The organism is Methanobrevibacter sp. UBA188, assembly GCF_905234905.1.
In the GTDB taxonomy this organism is placed as follows: domain Archaea; phylum Methanobacteriota; class Methanobacteria; order Methanobacteriales; family Methanobacteriaceae; genus Methanocatella.
This window is the reverse complement of sequence record NZ_CAJOJM010000006.1, coordinates 1-19251: the sequence shown is the minus strand read 5'-3', so window position 1 is coordinate 19251 and position 19251 is coordinate 1. Positions and strand designations below refer to the sequence as shown.

General features: G+C 32.6%; 25 protein-coding genes. 9 read left to right on the top strand and 16 right to left on the bottom strand.

Annotation, left to right across the window (positions count from 1 at the left end):
* Positions 1–2 precede the first annotated feature (2 nt).
* The 4 genes from QZ143_RS02205 to QZ143_RS02190 all read right to left on the bottom strand — a co-directional run bounded on the left by QZ143_RS02205 (position 3) and on the right by QZ143_RS02190 (position 4784).
* Positions 3–599 carry a zinc ribbon domain-containing protein gene (locus QZ143_RS02205; RefSeq protein WP_292880800.1) on the bottom strand — a complete coding sequence of 199 codons (597 nt, stop codon included), beginning with the start codon at positions 597–599 and terminating at the stop codon, positions 3–5.
* A complete protein-coding gene (locus QZ143_RS02200; protein ID WP_292880797.1) occupies positions 600–1502 on the bottom strand; it encodes a hypothetical protein in 903 nt (300 codons plus the stop codon). It lies immediately after the preceding gene.
* A 304-nt stretch (positions 1503–1806) separates the two neighbouring features.
* Entirely contained in the window at positions 1807–2760 is a 954-nt protein-coding gene (locus QZ143_RS02195; RefSeq protein WP_292880875.1) for a malate dehydrogenase, read from the bottom strand.
* A gap of 167 nt (positions 2761–2927) precedes the next feature.
* Positions 2928–4784, bottom strand: a complete 1857-nt coding sequence (locus QZ143_RS02190) for a cysteine peptidase family C39 domain-containing protein (protein ID WP_292880795.1) — start codon at positions 4782–4784, stop codon at positions 2928–2930.
* A gap of 120 nt (positions 4785–4904) precedes the next feature.
* Between QZ143_RS02190 and QZ143_RS02185 the strand changes: the two genes are divergently transcribed.
* Complete coding sequence (locus tag QZ143_RS02185) at positions 4905–5201, top strand: putative quinol monooxygenase (RefSeq protein ID WP_292607997.1); 297 nt, start codon at positions 4905–4907, stop codon at positions 5199–5201.
* On the opposite strand, the gene QZ143_RS02180 is transcribed toward QZ143_RS02185, so the two are convergent.
* The 3 genes from QZ143_RS02180 to QZ143_RS02170 form a co-directional block, all read right to left on the bottom strand.
* Positions 5196–5615, bottom strand: coding sequence for an NUDIX domain-containing protein (locus QZ143_RS02180; RefSeq protein ID WP_292880872.1), 420 nt, complete (start codon positions 5613–5615; stop codon positions 5196–5198). The genes QZ143_RS02185 and QZ143_RS02180 overlap by 6 nt on opposite strands.
* A gap of 44 nt (positions 5616–5659) precedes the next feature.
* Positions 5660–5899, bottom strand: coding sequence for a ferredoxin (locus QZ143_RS02175; protein WP_292608001.1), 240 nt, complete (start codon positions 5897–5899; stop codon positions 5660–5662).
* Between the two features lie 146 nt (positions 5900–6045).
* The gene (locus QZ143_RS02170; protein ID WP_292608004.1) at positions 6046–6588 is read right to left on the bottom strand and encodes a flavodoxin family protein; all 543 of its coding nucleotides are present in this window, start codon (positions 6586–6588) and stop codon (positions 6046–6048) included.
* 205 nt (positions 6589–6793) lie between these two features.
* On the opposite strand from QZ143_RS02170, the gene QZ143_RS02165 reads away from it, so the two are divergent.
* Together QZ143_RS02165 and QZ143_RS02160 are read left to right on the top strand one after the other, a co-directional pair.
* A complete protein-coding gene (locus tag QZ143_RS02165; RefSeq protein WP_292880792.1) occupies positions 6794–7342 on the top strand; it encodes a hypothetical protein in 549 nt (182 codons plus the stop codon).
* Positions 7343–7396: 54 nt separating this feature from the next.
* Positions 7397–8104 carry a PD-(D/E)XK nuclease family protein gene (locus QZ143_RS02160; protein WP_292608009.1) on the top strand — a complete coding sequence of 236 codons (708 nt, stop codon included), beginning with the start codon at positions 7397–7399 and terminating at the stop codon, positions 8102–8104.
* Here QZ143_RS02160 and QZ143_RS02155 read toward each other — a convergent pair.
* Complete coding sequence (locus tag QZ143_RS02155; protein WP_292880789.1) at positions 8101–9537, bottom strand: GNAT family N-acetyltransferase; 1437 nt, start codon at positions 9535–9537, stop codon at positions 8101–8103. The two genes, QZ143_RS02160 and QZ143_RS02155, sit on opposite strands and share 4 nt — an antisense overlap.
* A gap of 186 nt (positions 9538–9723) precedes the next feature.
* Here QZ143_RS02155 and QZ143_RS02150 point away from each other — a divergent pair, with 186 nt between their 5' ends.
* From QZ143_RS02150 to QZ143_RS02140, 3 genes are all read left to right on the top strand, one after another.
* The gene (locus QZ143_RS02150) at positions 9724–10668 is read left to right on the top strand and encodes a ketopantoate reductase family protein (RefSeq protein WP_292880786.1); all 945 of its coding nucleotides are present in this window, start codon (positions 9724–9726) and stop codon (positions 10666–10668) included.
* A gap of 207 nt (positions 10669–10875) precedes the next feature.
* Entirely contained in the window at positions 10876–11361 is a 486-nt protein-coding gene (locus tag QZ143_RS02145; RefSeq protein WP_292608016.1) for a hypothetical protein, read from the top strand.
* Positions 11362–11363: 2 nt separating this feature from the next.
* Positions 11364–11807, top strand: a complete 444-nt coding sequence (locus QZ143_RS02140; RefSeq protein ID WP_292880783.1) for a hypothetical protein — start codon at positions 11364–11366, stop codon at positions 11805–11807.
* 12 nt (positions 11808–11819) lie between these two features.
* Here QZ143_RS02140 and QZ143_RS02135 read toward each other — a convergent pair whose 3' ends face one another.
* Both QZ143_RS02135 and QZ143_RS02130 read right to left on the bottom strand, forming a co-directional pair.
* Entirely contained in the window at positions 11820–12095 is a 276-nt protein-coding gene (locus tag QZ143_RS02135) for a hypothetical protein (protein WP_292608021.1), read from the bottom strand.
* Between the two features lie 5 nt (positions 12096–12100).
* Positions 12101–12292: a hypothetical protein gene (locus QZ143_RS02130; RefSeq protein WP_292608024.1), complete on the bottom strand. Its 192-nt coding sequence runs from the start codon at positions 12290–12292 to the stop codon at positions 12101–12103.
* Between the two features lie 299 nt (positions 12293–12591).
* Here QZ143_RS02130 and msrA point away from each other — a divergent pair, with 299 nt between their 5' ends.
* Both msrA and QZ143_RS02120 read left to right on the top strand, forming a co-directional pair.
* Complete coding sequence (gene msrA / locus QZ143_RS02125; protein WP_292880780.1) at positions 12592–13593, top strand: peptide-methionine (S)-S-oxide reductase MsrA; 1002 nt, start codon at positions 12592–12594, stop codon at positions 13591–13593.
* A gap of 5 nt (positions 13594–13598) precedes the next feature.
* A complete protein-coding gene (locus QZ143_RS02120) occupies positions 13599–13997 on the top strand; it encodes a hypothetical protein (protein WP_292880777.1) in 399 nt (132 codons plus the stop codon).
* On the opposite strand, the gene QZ143_RS02115 is transcribed toward QZ143_RS02120, so the two are convergent.
* Both QZ143_RS02115 and QZ143_RS02110 read right to left on the bottom strand, forming a co-directional pair.
* On the bottom strand, positions 13994–14968 hold the full coding sequence (locus tag QZ143_RS02115; RefSeq protein ID WP_292608029.1) for an Mrp/NBP35 family ATP-binding protein: 975 nt from the start codon (positions 14966–14968) through the stop codon (positions 13994–13996). The genes QZ143_RS02120 and QZ143_RS02115 overlap by 4 nt on opposite strands.
* Before the next feature lie 25 nt (positions 14969–14993).
* Positions 14994–16325, bottom strand: coding sequence for an FAD-dependent oxidoreductase (locus QZ143_RS02110; protein WP_292880775.1), 1332 nt, complete (start codon positions 16323–16325; stop codon positions 14994–14996).
* Positions 16326–16400: 75 nt separating this feature from the next.
* On the opposite strand from QZ143_RS02110, the gene QZ143_RS02105 reads away from it, so the two are divergent.
* A complete protein-coding gene (locus QZ143_RS02105) occupies positions 16401–17027 on the top strand; it encodes a CatA-like O-acetyltransferase (RefSeq protein ID WP_292880773.1) in 627 nt (208 codons plus the stop codon).
* A 4-nt stretch (positions 17028–17031) separates the two neighbouring features.
* Here the strand turns inward: QZ143_RS02105 and QZ143_RS02100 are convergent, their stop codons facing one another.
* The 4 genes from QZ143_RS02100 to npdG all read right to left on the bottom strand — a co-directional run.
* A complete protein-coding gene (locus tag QZ143_RS02100; RefSeq protein ID WP_292880770.1) occupies positions 17032–17709 on the bottom strand; it encodes a DUF11 domain-containing protein in 678 nt (225 codons plus the stop codon).
* A 30-nt stretch (positions 17710–17739) separates the two neighbouring features.
* Positions 17740–18069 carry a TIGR04076 family protein gene (locus tag QZ143_RS02095; protein ID WP_292880767.1) on the bottom strand — a complete coding sequence of 110 codons (330 nt, stop codon included), beginning with the start codon at positions 18067–18069 and terminating at the stop codon, positions 17740–17742.
* 141 nt (positions 18070–18210) lie between these two features.
* Positions 18211–18693 (bottom strand): hypothetical protein, encoded by a 483-nt coding sequence (locus QZ143_RS02090; protein ID WP_292880764.1) that lies wholly within the window; start codon positions 18691–18693, stop codon positions 18211–18213.
* Between the two features lie 6 nt (positions 18694–18699).
* A partial coding sequence (gene npdG, locus QZ143_RS02085) for an NADPH-dependent F420 reductase (protein ID WP_292880761.1) occupies positions 18700–19251 on the bottom strand: 552 nt, incomplete at its 5' end.

The following is a 19251-nucleotide window of genomic DNA, read 5'->3' as shown; positions in this document are numbered from 1 at the left end:
TCTTAAAAATTAAATTTATTTTTATCAACTTTTGTAGAACATTCCTTAATAACTTTGTCCTCTTTCAGTATTTCTACTTTAACTGAATCAATATCCATATGCTTGTATGAAGTATGATAACCAACAGATATTGCATAATTGGTATCATAATAAACGTTGGCTAAGCTATCCATCTCATGACCAATATCAGTATTGTTCTCATCAAGATATGTAACTTTTACAATATAGTCTTTTTGATTTGATGGAACCTTTTGGAACAGTACTTCTGTCCAAAAGAAGTAATTTTTATTTTCTTTACTATAATAACCGTTAACATCACTTATAGTAAATGAAAATTCGCTGGCTTCCTTGGCTATTTCGCTATCAACGCTCTGATTGTTATTATTACTGCCATTCCCACCCATTGAAAATATCAGGATGCCTCCGACAATAAGTACGACAAAAATTAAAACCAAAAAGATTTTACCATTTGAAAATACCCTTGATTCTTCCTTGCCACTCTCATTATTATCCAAATGATATCCACATGCAAGGCAAAAATTTGATTCATCAGGCACTTCCTTTCCACATTTAGGACATTTTTTTGTCATTTTAATCATCTATTTGTAATCTTTAACAGAATCTATTAAATTTTCCATGTCATCTACCAAATTTTTAACATCATCATCAGATTTATCATCGGAACTTATATTTATCACAAGCTCATTGGTTAAATCTTCAATTTGGTCTATAATTGATTTCAATGTATTGATTTTATTTTCTAGTTCATTTTTAACTCTTGGAGTGTCTTCAACGGCTAATTGGGTTATATTGAGAGCACTTTCAGCTTCATGATAAAACAAGTCATGAGATTTATCAATGATTGTCATGAACCGTTCATAAGTTATTTGTGGAGGCTCAAAGCGTTTTTCAATTAGTTTCCTGACGGCACTCTCTTTTGAATCGTATGATGCTTTCAAATCTTCAATTTCATCAGCATATTTTTTGAGTGATTCCAAACCTTCAGATTCATGATTTTCCTGAGTGCTGCCAATAGTCGAAAATCCAGACTTTTTAACTTGTTTTTTGGCACTTTTATCAACATACTGCTTTAAATTAAATATGTAGTAAAGATAAAGCAACGGCAGTATGGCTAAAATCAAAACAAAAAACATCAATGATTTATTTCCACCATATACAACCGGAATTGCAATGCAAATTAAAATTGTATAATAAAATCCGATAATCCATGGAAGAGAATCATAAATCAGCATCACATCAGAATTGTTTCCAACGCCCCTTCTGAGTCTGACCTTAGCGGCTTCCTTTGAGTTTGGAGCATACTCCAAGATTTCATCATCACTTAAAATATTGCTGTCCGGTTCAATGACATATTGCAACTTAGAAAAAGTTTCAACACCTTTTATCTCATTTCCATGACTGTCATAAACCTTGTAATCATCATATTTCAAAGGAGACTTCAATCTATTAATTTCAACCGTTTTGGAATTATCATTAACCATTTCTTATTCTCCAAAGTCATTATATAAGAATATATAATTTTTAATGTTTTTAAACATTTGTTTTTAAGTTGTTAATATAATTAAAATAATTAAAAAAAAGGAGATGAATCATTTTTTAAATTCACCTAAAAAATTCATTTTTTCACCACTTTTAAGCATATCTATGATATTAGGCAGTTTTTGAGAAAAATGCATCCCCAAAAAAGTTGTGGGCATTTTACAGGAATCCTACATTAACTCCAATGATGAATCCTAAACCATTTTCAAAAACGATGAAAAAACCAAATGCTAATGAGAATGACCATTACCAATCATTATCAAGAGCTTGTAAAACTTCATCGGTGGTTTCTTTTACTATTCGACATGCTTCATGAAATTTATTCTTTTCATAATCATTCATATGAATCGGAACAATCATGGCTATTCCCTTTTTTGATAAAACAACAGGAACGCCTAAAGAAACATCATATACGTCTTCAATTTCACCATCAAGATATGTGCTCACAGTCAAGATTTTATGGCTATCAGTGATTATTGTTGAAATTAAATTTGAAATAGCAAATGACGGACCATATTCAGTTGCACCCTTTTTGCTGATAATGGTATTTCCAGCATTTTTTAAACGATTAAGCAATCTTTTGACATCAACATCTACAGATTTGACAAAATACTTTAATGGAATACCCCCAATTGTTGTTGAACTCAAAAGAGGAACCATATGATCACCATGCTCACCAATGACCCTTGTATGTACCTCAGAACTGTTAATGTTTATGAATTGGGAGAAATATGCTTTTAATCTTAATGAATCCAAGTGGTTTCCAATTCCAATAACCTTTTTGCGGTCAAATCCGGAATATTTTAAAGCGACAGTAGTCATTATATCAACAGGGTTTGTTGCAATTAAAATAATGGCATCAGGAGCATGAATAGCAATTTGTTCCGAGTAATTTTTTACAATTTTTGCATTTGGAATTGCCAAATCACGTCTGTTCATTCCTTCCTGCCTTGGAATTCCTGCAGTAATCAACACAATTGCAGAATCCTTGATATCATTAAAATCAGATGTAGGAGTGAGCTCGCAATCAATATCTTCAGCTGCCAATGCATCATACATATCAAATGTTTCGCCTTTCGCCTTATCAACACTTTGAGGCCTTGCAAACATAACAATTTCATCAACTGTATCAGCTCTTGCCAAGGTAAATGCTACGTTTTTACCTATTACTCCAGTTGATCCTAAAATACTTACTTTCACCATGGTTATATTTATTGTTCTTCGAGTTTATAAAAATTTTGAAAAATAATTCCAAACTTCGCATATAATAACAAATTGTTAAACAATACACAAAACTGATAAAATTTTTATAAAAAATTACCATAAATGGAAATAAATATAATTAAAAATGAAAAAGATTCATGAAATTAACTTACAACTTCATGAATATTGTGAGCAGCCCAATTTGGAGCCATGCTTGAATAATACGAATTGATTTGATTTTGAACATTTTTGCTTAACTTATAATTTAGCCGGACAATCAAACCATCATCATAATTCTTGTAATATCTGGTTTTCATATATTCAACAGTAAGCCATTTGGAAGGAATATCATCATAACTTCCATAGGAATTGCTTACCAAAACCTTCTTGCCGTCTTTACTGATATCCAATATGGCTACATAATGGTGTTTAGCATGAAATACTACAGCACATCCACCTTTTTTAAGTTCATTCAATGCTTTTGAAAAAGAATTTCTATAAAACAAAGTGCAAATAAAATTTTCTTTATTCAAAGCTTTAACCATGCCTGAACAGGTAGTTCCATCTGCCCGTGTTGTTCCCGAATGTTTGGCAAGGTATGATTCGCACAGATAATTCTTTAAAACCTGACTGCACATGCTACAGGAAGTCGGTCCGCAGGTATAAGACGTATCCTGCCAGTCCCTTATTTCTGGATATGAATATGATTTGCCTTTCAGAGATACAGTAATGGAACCCGGCCAGTAGCCATGCTTATTTGCATCAACAAGCTTTTGATTAATAGCCTTTTCAATCACGTTCCATTTTTCTCTTTTGATTAAATGATTGGTTTTTGGATGAGATTTTGTTTTAAAGAAAGTGTATTTTGTCAATTTATTGTTTAAGAACAGACAATAGCTATCCCTTTTTAAAACTTCCCTATATTGTGCCTTGGTAAGAGTATATGTTCCGCTTCCATCAGCCCAAACAAAGTTTCCAGGCATCACATCAATATCCGGAACTCCATTTCTCAATGGAATTGCCTCTTTTAATGGATCTTTAACATTTCCATTAAAGCATCTTATAATTTTTGAAGTGTAATACTTACCGAAACTAGCCGTAATCTTATATTTGCCGACACTCATTTTAGGTTTAATGACAACAATACCTTCTGAATTGGTTTTTTTAGAAAATCTTTTATTTCCTATAGTGATTTTGATGGTTTTTTTCCAGATTTTGGACTTTGTAGCATCATTCAGATATACCCTTACAAAACCGCCAGTAAGCAATCGGGAATTGCCTATCTTAATTGAAGTAAATTGATTTACATAAAAACTGATTTTTTTAGATGATGCCTTGTAATATCTGTCGCCGTCAAATTTGCATCTCAATGTAATTATCTTAGATGAAGATTTAATCTTTAAGGCAATCCGGCCATTTTTATCTGTTTTTCTTGAAAATGTTTTCCCATTTACCTTAACGCTTACCTTTTTAGATGCAACTCCATTATCTTTCCCATCTTTCAAATATGCATAAAAGTAATTGTTATTTAAAACGAAATTAGAATATTTCTTAATGCTTGTCGATAATTTTGACACAGTAATTTTGAATGTTTTGGAAAAGGATGTGAAATTGTCATCTTCACCAACAGAGATTTTCAAATTATAATTCCCTGCAGGAAGATTAATGTTCAATACCGTAATACCTTTTGAATTTGTTGATAATTTATAGTCCTTATTGTTTATTGATGCTTTAAAACTTTTAAAAGGCAAAGCTGTTCCGTTGCAATCTTTTAAATCAATTTTCAGAGTATCTTTACTTTTTACTTTAGTTGAATCAATTGAAATTACCGGATGTGATTTTTGTGAACTGTTATCCGAATCAAGTGATGAATTATCCTTTAGTATTGGCACTTCAACACTGGATTCATTAGTCACATCATCCGCTGTTAATTCTGTCTGGTTGACATCATTTGCATATGCAACATTAATTGAAATTAATAGAAAAACTAAAATAAAAATCAATTTGGATTTCAATTTCATAATTCACAATTATTATTTAAACAAATTCATAATTAATAAAAGTAATCCAAAAATCATTTCAAAATTTTTAAGTAATATGAAATTATAATTATATTCTATCAAAAAAAGGAGCGTGTAACAATGGATTTCATTGTTGTTTTAGCTAAAGTATATCCAAAAAATGGTTGTAAAGACAGCATTATTGAAATTTCAGAAGAGTTAATAGAAAAAACTCGTGAAGAAGATGGAAATATTGAATATCAACTATTAATGTCTTTAAATGACAATACATTAACCTTTGTTGAAAAATGGGAAACTTTAGATGACCTAAAAAAACATATGGCATCCCCACATTTCCAATCATTTGGTGAAGAAACCAAAGATTTTGTTGAAAAAACAGATATTCAAGTTATAGGTGCTGAAGAGCTTAACCTATAATACCTTATTTTTTTTAAATGCATTCATTGCAGCTTTTGACAGCAGATTTTCATCAATCATCCTACATACTTCATCTTTTGAAAACCATCCATATTCGTCGTGCTCTTTGCTTATTTTTACTTCATCGCTTCTGGAAGTTACTTTCATGATAAGCTGAATTGATTTGATTTGCTCATTGGTCTTGCAGGCAGTATAGTTATTTTGAATTGTATTATAAAGAGATTCTATTGTAATTTCAAGTCCTGTTTCTTCCAAATATTCGCGCCTTAATGCATCATCAAAAAATTCTCCTTTTTTGACTTTGCCGCCTGGAATTTCCCATCTGTTTGCATCATGACTTGATTTTGATCTGACTTTTAAAAGTAAAATTTTTCCATTTACTTCACATATTCCCCTTACTGTCAATCCCCACATATCCTTCACAATAACACATCCAAATAGATATTTAAAAACAATGTTTAATTTACTGTAATGCAGTCGTTTGGACATATTGCCATGCAGACTTTGCAGTTTCTACAGACCTGATGGTCACGAACGCAACATGTTTCATCGACCAGCATAAACACATTGTTTGAACAAGCTATCACACACTTTTCACAGCCGTCACAACTGCCTATGTCAATGTCTATGTGTGATTCATCGACTTTTTCTTCTTTTTTATCTTTTTTATTTCTCTTAAAAAGTGAACCTAAACCCATATAAACTACCTTAGATTACAATATTACTTTTTTGATTCTAAAATTTACTGCAAATGCTTTTCACAAAACTCTGGAATTTTTATCCCAAAGCAAATCCAAAAAAATAGTGAAAAAGATTGGAAAAAAATCCAATCTACATCTTTAAATTAAAATTTTAAACCTAATTCGTAAGCTTCTTTTAATTTGTCTTCCTGTTCGGTAGCTACGATACCGGCAGGACCTGCACTACCAGCATCCACATGGCCAATTACTTCGTAGCCCATAAATGTGAATGGTGAGAATTTTGTAAGTTCAATGTAGTCTGCATAAGTTCCTTCAGGCTGATTTTCAGTGAATATCAATGCAGCTTTACCGGATAAGCTTTTATCAGGATTTTGTCCAATGCTGTAGAAACGGTCAATGATTAGTTTACCTTGAGCAGTCATTTGACCATAATAAATTGGTGTTGCAAAGATTACGCCGTCAGCAGCAACCAAATCATCCAATATTTTGTTACCGTCATCTGCACGAACGCATTCAGGATTTTCAGCACAGTACATGCATGCTTTACATGGTGCAATGTCTTCTTTTTCCAAGTAATATTTAACTACTTCTCCACCGTTTTCTTCAATACCTTTAATCATTTCATCCATTAATACATCACAATTTCCACCTTTACGCGGACTTGCTTGAAGTGCTACAATTTTCATTTTATTACTCTCCGATTTTTTAAGTGAATACTCTCATGTCACTTGTTATTAAATTTTGTTGAAACTTATTAAAAATAGTTTTGACAATATCCAATTGACTTGCTCAAATCCTCATGTCAAATAGTTCAAATGATGAAAAAATGCATTATCATAAACCACTTTGTTTTAACTTAATTATATATAGTTAAAAATCAAATAATTTAGTATGGACAGTATGAAAAAACTTTATGCTTTACTTATCATTTTAATTGTTATTTATGTTGGCATTAATGTAGGTGCCAATGGCTTAAATATTCTTAATTCAAATGATAACACTACCACCACTGTTGATGCTGGTAATAAAGACGTTAAACTTGGTGACAGTAGCTTTTCCAAAATAGGCAACTTTACAGATTCCAAAGTTAACGATACTGCTATTAGATTAGTTGACAATAGAACAGGAGTGAGCATTTTAGTTGAGCAAATCGACAGTTCGCTTAATTTGAATGATACCTATAACAGCCTAATCAGTCAAGGATCATACTCATCCAATCAAGAGCTTAATCAAAATGGAGTACCGGCATATTTCTTATACAAAGAAAGTGGTGAAGGCTACGATTCTGACATCTATTTTGCTAAAAACAATCAGAATTACAAGATTAGTGGAACCAACGTTACTTATGACAACAGTGAGTATTTCATTAATTCCTGTAAAAACATTATTGATACCATCGGTGGCTCTTCAAGCAATGATGGTAAAATTAGCAGATGGTAAAATTTTAATTAAGAGAGTTTTTTACTCTCAAAAAACTTTTTTTTAAGTGTTACTATGAAATTATCTAAATCAAAAGTAAATTCTTATCTCAAGTGTCCTTTGGAGTTCAAATTTCAGTATATTGATGAAATTGAAATGCCTCAAAACCAATATATGGCACTTGGAAGCGATGTTCATCAGGTAGCCGAAAAGTTCACAGAAAAGTTCGGCGATAACATAAGCGATATCGACACAAGAAACGAGCTTATAAAGATTGCCTATGATTTGGATATCGGATATGACTTAACTGAGCATATTGACAACTTAAGCATATTTTTTAATGAAGTCTTTGTTGAAAACAATTATAAGCTATACTCCAATGAAGAATATCTTCTTGATGAAAAAAACAGGTTTTCAGGAATTTGTGATATTATTCTAGAGGATGAAAATGGAGGCCTTGTCATTATTGACTATAAAACATCTAAATCAAGTTCATTTTCTAAATACCGCCTGGAGCTATGCTACTATAAGCTGCTTGTTGAAAACGTCTACGGAAGAAATGTTTCAAGTGTTGGAATATTTTTTACAAAAAACGGAAAATTGAGACTGCTGGATGTTTGCAATGAAGACAATAAACGCAAATATCTAAACCAAAGTGAAATCAATCATGCAATTGATACATTGCATGAAGTTAGAGAAAAAATAAATGACGGAAAGTTTCCCGCCAGAAGGCAGTTTCTATGCAGATACTGCACATACAGGAAACTTTGCGATGAATATTAGAGGTAATTTTTAATCTCTGAAATTATTTCCTGGACATCCTGATCATCGCTAAATTGATTTAAATAGTTCAAACATATATCGATTCCACTTAAATCAGAGTTTTTGTAGAAATACCTTTCAAAATCAGTGTAATCAATACAGCTCATATCAAATTCTTCATAGTAATTGAGAGGATGGTTCAAGATAAATTCATAGCCTTCCTCAGTTATTTCACCATTGAAATAATTGTTTTCTTCCAGGAATCCATTAAGTTTTTTCCAAGTTATGTTATAGGTATTTTCAATTGTACGGACAGCATATTCAAACTCGATTCCATCATCAATCAATTTCAGAAACTTGTATGCAACATATCTAATGTCTTCTTTAAAATCGCCGCTTGGAGTTTTTATGTTATCCATCAGGCTATCGAACATATTTTCACTGTCATAATTCAGATTTATCCCACAGAAATGGCAAAACCTGTCATGATCATCAATTGGCATGTCACAGTAGGGACATGTATCTGAGTGGGATTTAATAGTTGCTTCAGATGGTTTTTCAAACAGATATGCCAGTCTAATCAATAATGATTCATTCAATATCATTCCGGCCTCATATTCCTCTTTTATCTGATTTTTGATTTCCAAAGCCTTTTGACGGGTTACATGAGCATCATCAATCAACGATTCTATATAATGGGAGAACTCATCACCCTCACCTATGACTTCTTCCAATGTGTAGGTCTTAAGGTTAAGGTTTTCTTCAAGTTCAATGACAGCATCTATAAAGTCATCATCATGTTTCAGGAACAGTTCCCTGATATTTTCAAAGTACCCATCATCCATTTGGCTTCTCTTTTCCAAACAGTCATAATGCATAATATCATAATTCAGAGGGCCACTGTATGCAACGTGTGACTTTTCCAAATCCAGAAAATGAATACTTGCACATATATTTAAATCATAAAAATGGGTAGCCAGCTCCTCGGAGGAATCATATTCAATATTTGACAGGACATGGGCTCCAGGCACGATAAACTCAATGGAACTTGCAGCGATATTGTCGGTGATTTTTTTTGCAAATCCATACCTAATCAAAAGCTCAACGACCAGTCTTGTTGGCTCGACAATGCTTGGCTTGTTCTGCTCTTTCATAGTCTTTTCAAGTTCTTCAAAAAACAGCCCGTTTCCTCTGAATTGGGGAAGGACATAAATGTTATTTAAAGCGGAAGTCATGAAGTGCCTTGAATAGTCATATGTGCAGAATCCAACCACCTTGTTGTCAAAAACCAGTTCCTTGAACAGGCTGCATGTTGGATTTTTAATTGAAAAGTCTTCATTTTTCATGGACTCGACAATATAATCATAGTTTTCATCCAATATTTCAGAAACATCCAAAGTGTTTTCAGTCAGATATATCCTTTGGGTATTATTTTCACGCTGCAAATAATTCATGATAATGCCTCTTTAATTAATAGTTATATAATAAATTCATTATATTTAAATTAATCTATTTTTGTATTATTTTTAGGTTAATAAAATAATAATTATTTAGTTTATCCAAAATCAAGAATTTTAAATGTATTTATCTTTTAGATTTGCCTAAAAAGTATTTCAATGATGAAAAGCAAATCAGATATTATGAAGATTTTATTAATAGGTGCTGGAGGAGTGGGCATAGGCCTTGCAGCTTCAGTTGCATCACAGGGAGCAGAAGTTTCAATCTTTGCACGAGGCAAAACTGCCACTGCAATTAAAGAAAATGGAATAAAAAGATGCGGATTGTTCAAACATTATGAAATTAAGGACATCCCAGTCTATGAAAAATACTCGGAAATTCCAAAAAATACTTTTGACTATATTTTCATAGCAACAAAAACAACAGCCAACAGAGAAGTTGCTGAAAACCTAAATAACCACAAGGAAATTCTTAAGGACACAGGCAAAATAATCATTTTCCAGAATGGATTTGGAAATGATGAAGCGTATCTTGAATACTTCCCTGAAGATAAGGTTTTTTCGGCAAGGGTCATTACAGGATTCAGAAGGCATGAAAGACACATAAGTGAGGTTACCGTTTATACCGAACCCATTTTGCTTGGATCACTTCAGCATGAAAATCCAAATTCCCTAAAAGATATAGCAGATATGATTACAGCATCCGGAATCAAATGTGAGATTACCCACGAAGTCGACAGATACCTGTGGGCAAAAATGATTTACAACTGTGCCCTAAATCCTTTGGGCGCAATATTGAATGTGAACTATGGAAAATTAACTGAAAATGAATATTCAAAAGAAATAATGGATAAAATCATTGATGAAATCTTTGAAGTCATTAAATTATCTGGTTATTCAACCCTTTGGAATAGTTCAAAAGAGTATAAGGACATTTTTTACTCCAAACTTGTCCCTGATACCTATGAACATTTCTCATCAACCCATCAGGACATTCAAAGAAAAATCAGAACAGAGATTGACTCGTTAAACGGCAAAGTCATTGAGCTTGGTGAGAAAAATAATGTTGATGTTTCAACAAATAAAATTATCTATAACCTAATCAAAAGTATTGAAAGTGATTTTTAATATCTATTGAGAAACTAAAACTTTATATAGGTTGAAATTATAAATAGTATTGTTCATATTGTTATATACTATTTTTTTATAATATGAACAATGGTGATGGTTGAAATGAGCATTCGTTTGTATTCCTTTAGTGGTGTTTAGGAAGAGAATGTTCATTTGTTTTTAAAGACTTTTTTTAACGATTATTAATTAATTAGGTGGATTATTATGAGTGAACTTAAACAATTAGTAGAAAAATTTATAGAACTTGACGATGAGTTGAATGTAAAAATAGAAAAGGAATTGGAAAATTCAGAAGAACTTCCTGAATCTTTTGAAGATGACAACAAAGAACAGATTGAAGAGCTTGGTGAAATATACCATGAAATTGAACACCAAGTATTCCATGAAGAGTTCATCATCGTTTCTAATGCTTTGAGTGAAGAAAAGGAAGTAGTTGCACTAATTGTCAGTGAAGAAGACGAAGATGAAGAATTCGTCATTCCTGTTTATACCGATGAAAAAGAAGCCGAAGAAGCTATTGCTGTTTTTAAAGAACAATTCGGTGAAAATGAATTTGAATGTGATAAAAAAGTTGGAAGTGAAATTTTAGCTGATTACTCTGATGATGAAGGATTCATTGGTCTTGCAGTTAACGCACCACAATGGGACTTTGTTATTGGCAGCGAAGATGTTCACGATTGCTGTGAATAAGTATGACTCCTAAAGATTACGAAGACTATCAGAAAAATAATGTAAAAGCTTCCAAAAGTCAGCTTAAGGATTATATTCAGATCTATGCTGACATGGCAAAAAAATTGAAAGATGAAAATTCAATAGAGCTTGATGCAATAAAAAACAACATCAAAGACACATATCCCAAAGAGATTTACTTTACATTAATCGATGAAAAAAATGAATTTGTAAAATTAATGCTGAGTGATACAAGCAATGAATATATCATTCCTATCTTTACAGACATCAGAGAATACGCTTTGGGAAGTTCAAAAATATCAGAATTGTTTTTAGACAATCTTGAGATGAAAGTCCTGACACCTGAAGACATTGCAAAAATAGCTGAAGAGGATGAATATTTCCAGGGCTTTGTTATCAATCCCCATTCTCAAAACTTTAACATGGGAAGAAACGGAGAAATTTAAAAAAAGAAGAGATTATTCATCCAAATCTTCTTCTGTCTCATCTTCCTCGACAACATCATCCTTATAGTATTTGTACCTATAAGACATTTTAAAGCCGTTAATAACTTCTCTTTTAGGCCTTCTTTTACGTTTTACAACAGGAGCATGGGAAGTTCTATATTCTTCCTGATGAGGTTTAGCCTGATTTTTGTTTTCACGATAATATAGTGAATTTCTATGACGAGAATGTGGTGACTTATACATTCTTTTTCTTAAAAGTCGTCTGTTGCTACTAACACGTCTTAACACTAAAATCACTTACGATTTCTATTTTTAGTTGCTGATTTATCTAAAGTAGCTTGAATTTCATCGATTCTTTCAACTACTACTTTAATAGCTTGTTCTCCTTGACGAGTAGGATTTATACCTTGTTCTACAAGTAATGCATCCCTAATATCTCTTAATCTATCAATTGAATCAATTTTCATTATTGTACTGTAAAACATTAGAGTTCCTCCAATCTATATTATTAATTTGACTGTTATTTTGAACTACCTCAACTTTATAGAAGTTGAGGATTCTTACTTCACGGGCTGTATACTCTAATGAGTATAGGATTACCGTGCTATCCCCCTCGTCCCGAAGGTTCAGACATATTCAATTAATATTGCTTTTTTAACTTGATTATCGTTGAAAAAGTTTAATTTAATTTTGTCAATATCATTTATTATTTTTTGTTATCATATTATTTAAATTTCATCAGAGAGCATTTGAAAAATAATGCCTCCCTTGGTGCAATTCATCCATGACTTATAGAATTCATGGTATTCTTGCACTAATTAGATTAAAAAGATTTTTGCCGGAATTTGAAATGCCAAGGTTTAAATATTTAACACATATAGTAATTAACATGTTTGAAAAATTACAGATTATATATTTGGCTGGAGGATGTTTTTGGGGTGTTGAAGCTTTTGTTTCACGCTTGAAAGGAGTGAACCAAACGGAAGTGGGTTATGCAAATGGACACGACCTTGCACCAACATATGAAAAGGTTTGCAGTGGCAAAACAGGTCATGCGGAATGCGTCAAGGTCACATACAATCCAAAAATCATTGCCCTTGAAGAAATTTTGGAAAAGTTTTACATGATTATTGACCCACACAGCATCAATCGCCAAGGTAATGATTTTGGAACACAATACAGAACTGGGGTTTTCTGGCAGGAAGATTCACAAAGGGAATGTGTCCTGAAATTTTTTGCCAAAAAGCAGAATGAGGATCCTGAAAAAATTGTCGTTGAAGTTGGTCCCATAAACAGCTTTTACCCTGCAGAATCATATCACCAGAAATATCTTGAGAAAAACCCACAGGGCTATTGTCATGTTGATTTAAATTTAATAGATGATAAAGAATTTGACCACTTAACCCGTGAAGAGTATGAAATAACACAGCTTTCTATGACAGAACCACCATTTAGTGGAAAATATGATAACTTTTTTGAAGATGGTGTATATGTAGACGTAGTAAATGGTGAAATTCTATTCTCTTCTGAAGACAAATTCGATTCGGGATGTGGCTGGCCTGCATTTTCAAAGCCAATTTCAAAAGATGTAATAACAAAGAACAGGGACTTTTCCTATGGAACAACACGCATAGAAGTGAGAAGTTCAAAATCAAACTCACATTTGGGCCATCTGTTTCATGATGGACCTGGAGGGTCTCCAAGATACTGCATCAACTCAGCAGCATTGAAATTCATACCAAAAGACAAAGTTGAAGATTATTTAAACAATGAAAACAAGAAATAGATACAATGAAAATCGAAGAAATAAAACATCCTGAGTTGAAGAATCATATAAACATGATTTATATGCATGGCGAAAACGAAAACCAGAAAGCCATTGAAAAAACAGAATCCGAAATTAAGGAATACATCAAAGACAAGGAATTTATCATTTCCATTGAAGATGGAGAAACAGTCAAAATTCCCTATGGTAATGACGGCAATTATCTTGTTCCTATCTTTACCGATGCTTTGGAATATAAAAATGGAATGCAATACTTTTCATTAAACGTGATGGATGAAAACAAGGAATATATCATCGCCAAACTGGAAAAATACAATAAAAAATTAAAAGAAGATCCTAATTTCTTAGGATACATCGTAAATATAGCTCGTGTAAGTTATATAATTAACATTACACTGATTTAACAAAATTTCTCATTTATTTCTAAAACTATTTCCTTAAATCTTTTTGAAACTTCATCATCAGGATTTAATGTTGAAATAGTTGCATCTTCATTTGGTGAATTTGAAACTGCTTCTTCAATTGGCAAATCACCTAAATATTCAATTTCCATCTCTTCAGCAAACTTCTCACCATTGCCTTTGCCGAAAATATGCAATTTTTCACCGCAATGAGGACACATGTAATAAGCCATGTTTTCAACAAGACCGATTTTTTTGATGTTCATCATGCCAACCATCTTAACACATTTCAAAACATCTTCCTGAGATACAACATTAGGTGTTGTTACCATAATTACTGCATCTGCATCTGGAATAGTTTGCAATACTGTTAAAGGTTCATCACCAGTTCCTGGTGGGTTATCGATGATTAAATAATCAAGTTCGCCCCAATTACAGTCAGAAATCAATTGCTTGATTGCTCCTGTTTTTTGAGGACCTCTCCAGATGATTGGAGTATCCATGCTTTCAAGTAAAAATGCCATTGACATTACTTTCAAGCCGCTTGGCAATGTTACTGGAAACATTGTAGTATTGAATTCCTCTTTAATAGATTCAATATATTCTAATTTTTCTTCATCTGTTTCAAAATCTTTTTCTGCAAGTCTTGCTTCAGTGATTTCTTTGAATGTATCGAATTGGTTTTGGCTGAATGCTTCACCGTATAATTCAAGACCTAACATTTTTGGAATGTTTGGTCCGTGAATATCTGCATCCAAAATACCGGTTTTAAAGCCTAGGCTTTGTAAAGTCTCAGCTATGTTAGCTGCAACAGTAGATTTTCCAACTCCTCCTTTTCCACTCATTACAACTATTTTATGTTTAATCTGACCAAGATTTTTTGCTATTCTCAATTCTTGTTCAATCATTTGTCTTTGTTGTTCAGGAGTCATTTGGCCTCCGTGACCATGATGACCGTGACCATGTTCAGGCATTAATATCATCTCCAAAATATTTTAATTAATTAAATTTTTTACTTACCTCTTCAACGGCAAGGATTAATGGGTCTGTAACCATTGATACAGGTGGCGCATAAGCAAATTCCATATTACTTAAATCAAAGCATGTCAAACCTTCAGTAATTGCCAAAGTCATTGTATCGATTCTTTCAGCAACTCTCTCTTCAGCAATGATTTGACAACCAATAATAGTTCCGTTTCCATCACATATAACTTTGATATCCATAGGTTTGGCATTAGGATAATAGCGAGCTCTTGTAAGTGCTTGTACCTTTTGTACAACAGGTCTGATTCTGTTTTGTTGAGCAAAACTTGTAGTGTATCCTACAGCACCAAATTCCAATTTTCCCACTTTTGAAACCATTGAATTTAAAACTGGATTGAATTTGGACTTTTTGCCACAAATGGTACGGGCCAATGTTTTAGATTCGCGGACTGCAGTTGTACCCAATTGAGAAATGGTATTTGAACCTAAAATCAAGTCTTTGGATTCAACACAATCCCCTACAGCATATACATCTTCAACAGAAGTTTCCATCCTGTCATTTACCAAGACAGCCCATCTTCCGATTTCACAGCCTGCCATGCGGGCCAAGTCAAGTTCCGCACGAACACCTGTAGCCATAATAACCATGTCTGCATCATAAAGATCCTCATCACCAAAGCATGCCTTTTCAACTTTTCCGTCACCTATCAATTTGGTAATCGGTTTTCCTAAAACCACATTGATACCTTCCATTTCAAGATACTTTACTAAAATGTCAGACATGTCCTTATCAAGGGACCTTGGTACAATTTGAGGCAACATTTCACTTAAAATAACATTCAAGCCTTGTTTTTTAAGGGCAAATGCAATTTCAATACCAATCAAACCTGCACCAGTGACAATAGCACTTTTGGCATCCTTCATTGCTTCCTGCACTTTAATACCATCGTCAATATTTCTGATTCTGAATACTCCATCAAGTTCCACCCCTTGCATTGGAGGGACGAACGGATTACCGCCAGTAGCTAAAACCAATTTATCATAATCAATGACAGTTTCTTTACCCTCTTTTTCGTAAGTAACAGTTTTTTTGTCACTGTCAACTTCAGTTACTTCCACTTCTGTAATTACGTCTATGTTCTTTTCCTTATAATCTTCAGGAGTTCTCATTACAATATCATCAAATGATTCGATTGTACCTGACAATACATAAGGAATGGCGCATGGTGAATATGCTACCTTATTGTCTCTTGTGAGAACTGTAATTTCTATATTTTGATCCAATTTACGAATATTTGAAGCTGTTGAAATTCCTCCAGCTCCACCACCTACGATTACTACTTTCATTATAACAAACCCATTAAAGATTTATACAATATAATATATATTAAAAAATGATATAAAAAGATTAAGGTTTTTTAAATGAGAGAAATTGAATTTAATTTAGATGAAAATCCTTTTATTAATTTTCAATCAGCCAGATATTCAATGTCTGCAAGAGTTAATGTTGAAAAGCTGTGGAACTGGTGTCATGAAAATGGCAAATCATTTTTCATAATGAGCCTTGGATGTCTGATGAATGCAGTAAACTCTGTTGATGAACTTAAAAGAAGAATAATTGACAATAAAGCAGTTGAATTTGATTATTTGGATGGTGTAACCCCAATAATGAATGAAAATGAAGGAATTTACTGTGAAATGAAAGTAAAAACTCCACAGGAATTTGAAAACATTATCCAATGGCATGATTATGTTAAAGACTTATCAGCGGATATTTTAAGCGGCAAAAGTGAAAGCTTTTTCATTGAAATGGAGAAAAGGGATTTGACAAACATTGCCAATTTTTCATGCATTCCATGGGTTGATTTTGACATGATAACCAATTGTACTGTTAAAGGAAAAGCTATCCAGCCCCTAATCACATGGGGAAAAGTAAATGAAAACTTTGAAATGAGCGTTTCAATTACAGTAAGTCACATATTCGTAAATGGTCGAGAGCTCGGATACTTCTATGAGAATGCACAAAGGGAATTTAACAATATTGAATAGTTAATCACCGTTTAAATATTGGAAATAACATAAAAATCGAAATTAGGATTAAAAATAGAGGGTTTCCTGTAGCATGCATCTTGGGTGAAACAATTTCAACATCTTTAGAAACCTTTTTTTCAGGCTCGAATACATCAATTTCCTCTTCCTCATAACTTTCATTGATATTGGAATTTTCACTGTCGGTGACAATATATGCCTTATTAATCATTTTACCATTTGTTAATGCCAAAGTAGTAATCCATAATTCTACAGTCCCATCATCAATACTTAAATTGCCGATGTTCCAGATTCCTGTTTTTGGATTGAATGTTCCTTTGGTTGTTGAATGCTTAATGTATTTAAGACCTTGAGGTAATTTATTGTATACTTTTGTGTTTTTTGCAGTATCTTGACCTAAATTTGAAGCGGTTATAATCCAAGTCACTTCCTCCCCTACAACGATATCTTCTTTATCGGCATCATTATCCAACACCAAATAAGAGCTTGACAAATTTTCAGAGGAAACTGTGCTCGAAATTATCTCATCGGATTGTGAAATCTCCAATATATCATTATCAGCAGTTTCATCAACTGTTTGATTTGAAACTTGCGCTGCAGATACTGCAGTAAATGATGAAATTAATGTAATTGTTATTAAAAATAACAATAAAATCACAATCTTTTTTTTAAAATTACCCATAATAAATAATATATATCTTTTAAAAATAAATTATTTTTCTATTTTAGATTCAATATCAGTTTTTTCAAGTTTCATGATAACAGGCCTAAGCCCATCATTGCAAGAAACAATAGCAACACCAGGTGTTTTAATCCAGTCCTTATAATACCAAATATCATTAACTCCATGAGCTAATGCGAAAACATACTGGTATATAGCTTTCCATGCTTCATCACAAAAATTTTCAGGTTTGGCGTAATCAGCATAGTAAACTTCCCCTTCATTCATCATAGGGCATGTTGTGAGGCCATCAACACCATATTCACTAGCAAGATCTTCCTGAAGTGTTGTTTTAAGTATTGTAATTTTGACTTTCTTCATGAATTAATATTTGTTATAAGCCATTATAATAAGTTGGCTTCCATTATAATCATAAACTGTCAAGAATTCAAAAAAATCAGGTAATCAAAGACCATATCATAATTTGATTACAAATGAAATTTGAAAAATTGATTATATTAACTACATGCATTTAAAGCCCAATTCATTAAGTATTTTCTGCAAATACTTCTTCTTTAAAACAAGTTCACGCTTATTTGCTAATTTATCACTGTTAGGTTGAAGAACTTTTTCATCCACTCTAGAAGCTCCTAAATACTTAGTATCACCTTCACGTAGTTTATGAGCCTCACCCATATCAATTGACTTTTTAATATAGTAATAATCCATTAACAAAATGTCAAAATCGTTGCTTAGATAATAAAGCTCCAAATCAGTGATTACATCTTCAAAATACCAGATTATCAAAATGGCTTCAAACTTAAACAGATCAGTAAAGTCAATAATGTCAAAATAATCCAAGTCTGCAAGCTTAAGCTTTGAAGCTGGATATCTCTTGCCACAATTCTTATAAAAATACTCCAATGGAGCAACAAAAAAAGTATCTGATTCATTCAAGACTACTTCATTAATGTTTTTTCCAATTAAAGTCTCAAATGAATCCATTTATATCTATTCCTTATCGAGTGCAGGAATTCCTGTAATTCTTAAACCACCATAATGTGATTTGTATTTTATGTTTAATCCAATCAGTAATGGAGTGATTTTTTCAATTATACGTGCTTTTTCTAGAATTCCACAGTCAATTGTTTTGATTCCAGGAATCTTGTCAATGATTTCAGCAGCTGTTGCTTTAGCTTCAGCATCATCACCTGCAATAAGACAGTCACAGTCGATATCTTCAGGAATGTTTGCCAAATGGGAATTTGAAATGTTACAGAATGCACAGATGACTTTTGCACCTGTTCCTTCAAGAATTGAAGCGGTTCTTTCAGCAGCTGATCCTTCCATAAGGTCAATGAATCTGAATGGTTTTCCACCGATTGCAGTTTCTAAAGGTACAGTTGCATCCATGACAATTTTATCAGCACAAAATTCTTTGATTCCTTCGATTGTTGGTTTTTGAGCTGCCAATGGTACAGTAATAATCAATACGTCACCTTCTTTTGCAGCATCTTCATTTGCCATTCCAACCATATTTGATAAATCATAATCTGACAAATC

Coding starts and splice junctions, on each gene's coding strand:
- QZ143_RS02105 (WP_292880773.1), top strand. CDS start 16,401: ATGAGAGAAATTGAATTTAATTTAGATGAAAATCCTTTTATTAATTTT.
- QZ143_RS02095 (WP_292880767.1), bottom strand. CDS start 18,069: ATGAAGAAAGTCAAAATTACAATACTTAAAACAACACTTCAGGAAGAT.
- QZ143_RS02150 (WP_292880786.1), top strand. CDS start 9,724: ATGAAGATTTTATTAATAGGTGCTGGAGGAGTGGGCATAGGCCTTGCA.
- QZ143_RS02165 (WP_292880792.1), top strand. CDS start 6,794: ATGGACAGTATGAAAAAACTTTATGCTTTACTTATCATTTTAATTGTT.
- QZ143_RS02145 (WP_292608016.1), top strand. CDS start 10,876: ATGAGTGAACTTAAACAATTAGTAGAAAAATTTATAGAACTTGACGAT.
- QZ143_RS02130 (WP_292608024.1), bottom strand. CDS start 12,292: ATGTTTTACAGTACAATAATGAAAATTGATTCAATTGATAGATTAAGA.
- QZ143_RS02155 (WP_292880789.1), bottom strand. CDS start 9,537: ATGAATTATTTGCAGCGTGAAAATAATACCCAAAGGATATATCTGACT.
- QZ143_RS02175 (WP_292608001.1), bottom strand. CDS start 5,899: ATGGGTTTAGGTTCACTTTTTAAGAGAAATAAAAAAGATAAAAAAGAA.
- QZ143_RS02205 (WP_292880800.1), bottom strand. CDS start 599: ATGATTAAAATGACAAAAAAATGTCCTAAATGTGGAAAGGAAGTGCCT.
- QZ143_RS02140 (WP_292880783.1), top strand. CDS start 11,364: ATGACTCCTAAAGATTACGAAGACTATCAGAAAAATAATGTAAAAGCT.
- msrA (WP_292880780.1), top strand. CDS start 12,592: ATGACTTATAGAATTCATGGTATTCTTGCACTAATTAGATTAAAAAGA.
- QZ143_RS02110 (WP_292880775.1), bottom strand. CDS start 16,325: ATGAAAGTAGTAATCGTAGGTGGTGGAGCTGGAGGAATTTCAACAGCT.
- QZ143_RS02120 (WP_292880777.1), top strand. CDS start 13,599: ATGAAAATCGAAGAAATAAAACATCCTGAGTTGAAGAATCATATAAAC.
- QZ143_RS02170 (WP_292608004.1), bottom strand. CDS start 6,588: ATGAAAATTGTAGCACTTCAAGCAAGTCCGCGTAAAGGTGGAAATTGT.
- QZ143_RS02160 (WP_292608009.1), top strand. CDS start 7,397: ATGAAATTATCTAAATCAAAAGTAAATTCTTATCTCAAGTGTCCTTTG.
- QZ143_RS02200 (WP_292880797.1), bottom strand. CDS start 1,502: ATGGTTAATGATAATTCCAAAACGGTTGAAATTAATAGATTGAAGTCT.
- QZ143_RS02090 (WP_292880764.1), bottom strand. CDS start 18,693: ATGGATTCATTTGAGACTTTAATTGGAAAAAACATTAATGAAGTAGTC.
- QZ143_RS02185 (WP_292607997.1), top strand. CDS start 4,905: ATGGATTTCATTGTTGTTTTAGCTAAAGTATATCCAAAAAATGGTTGT.
- QZ143_RS02100 (WP_292880770.1), bottom strand. CDS start 17,709: ATGGGTAATTTTAAAAAAAAGATTGTGATTTTATTGTTATTTTTAATA.
- QZ143_RS02190 (WP_292880795.1), bottom strand. CDS start 4,784: ATGAAATTGAAATCCAAATTGATTTTTATTTTAGTTTTTCTATTAATT.
- QZ143_RS02115 (WP_292608029.1), bottom strand. CDS start 14,968: ATGCCTGAACATGGTCACGGTCATCATGGTCACGGAGGCCAAATGACT.
- QZ143_RS02180 (WP_292880872.1), bottom strand. CDS start 5,615: ATGTGGGGATTGACAGTAAGGGGAATATGTGAAGTAAATGGAAAAATT.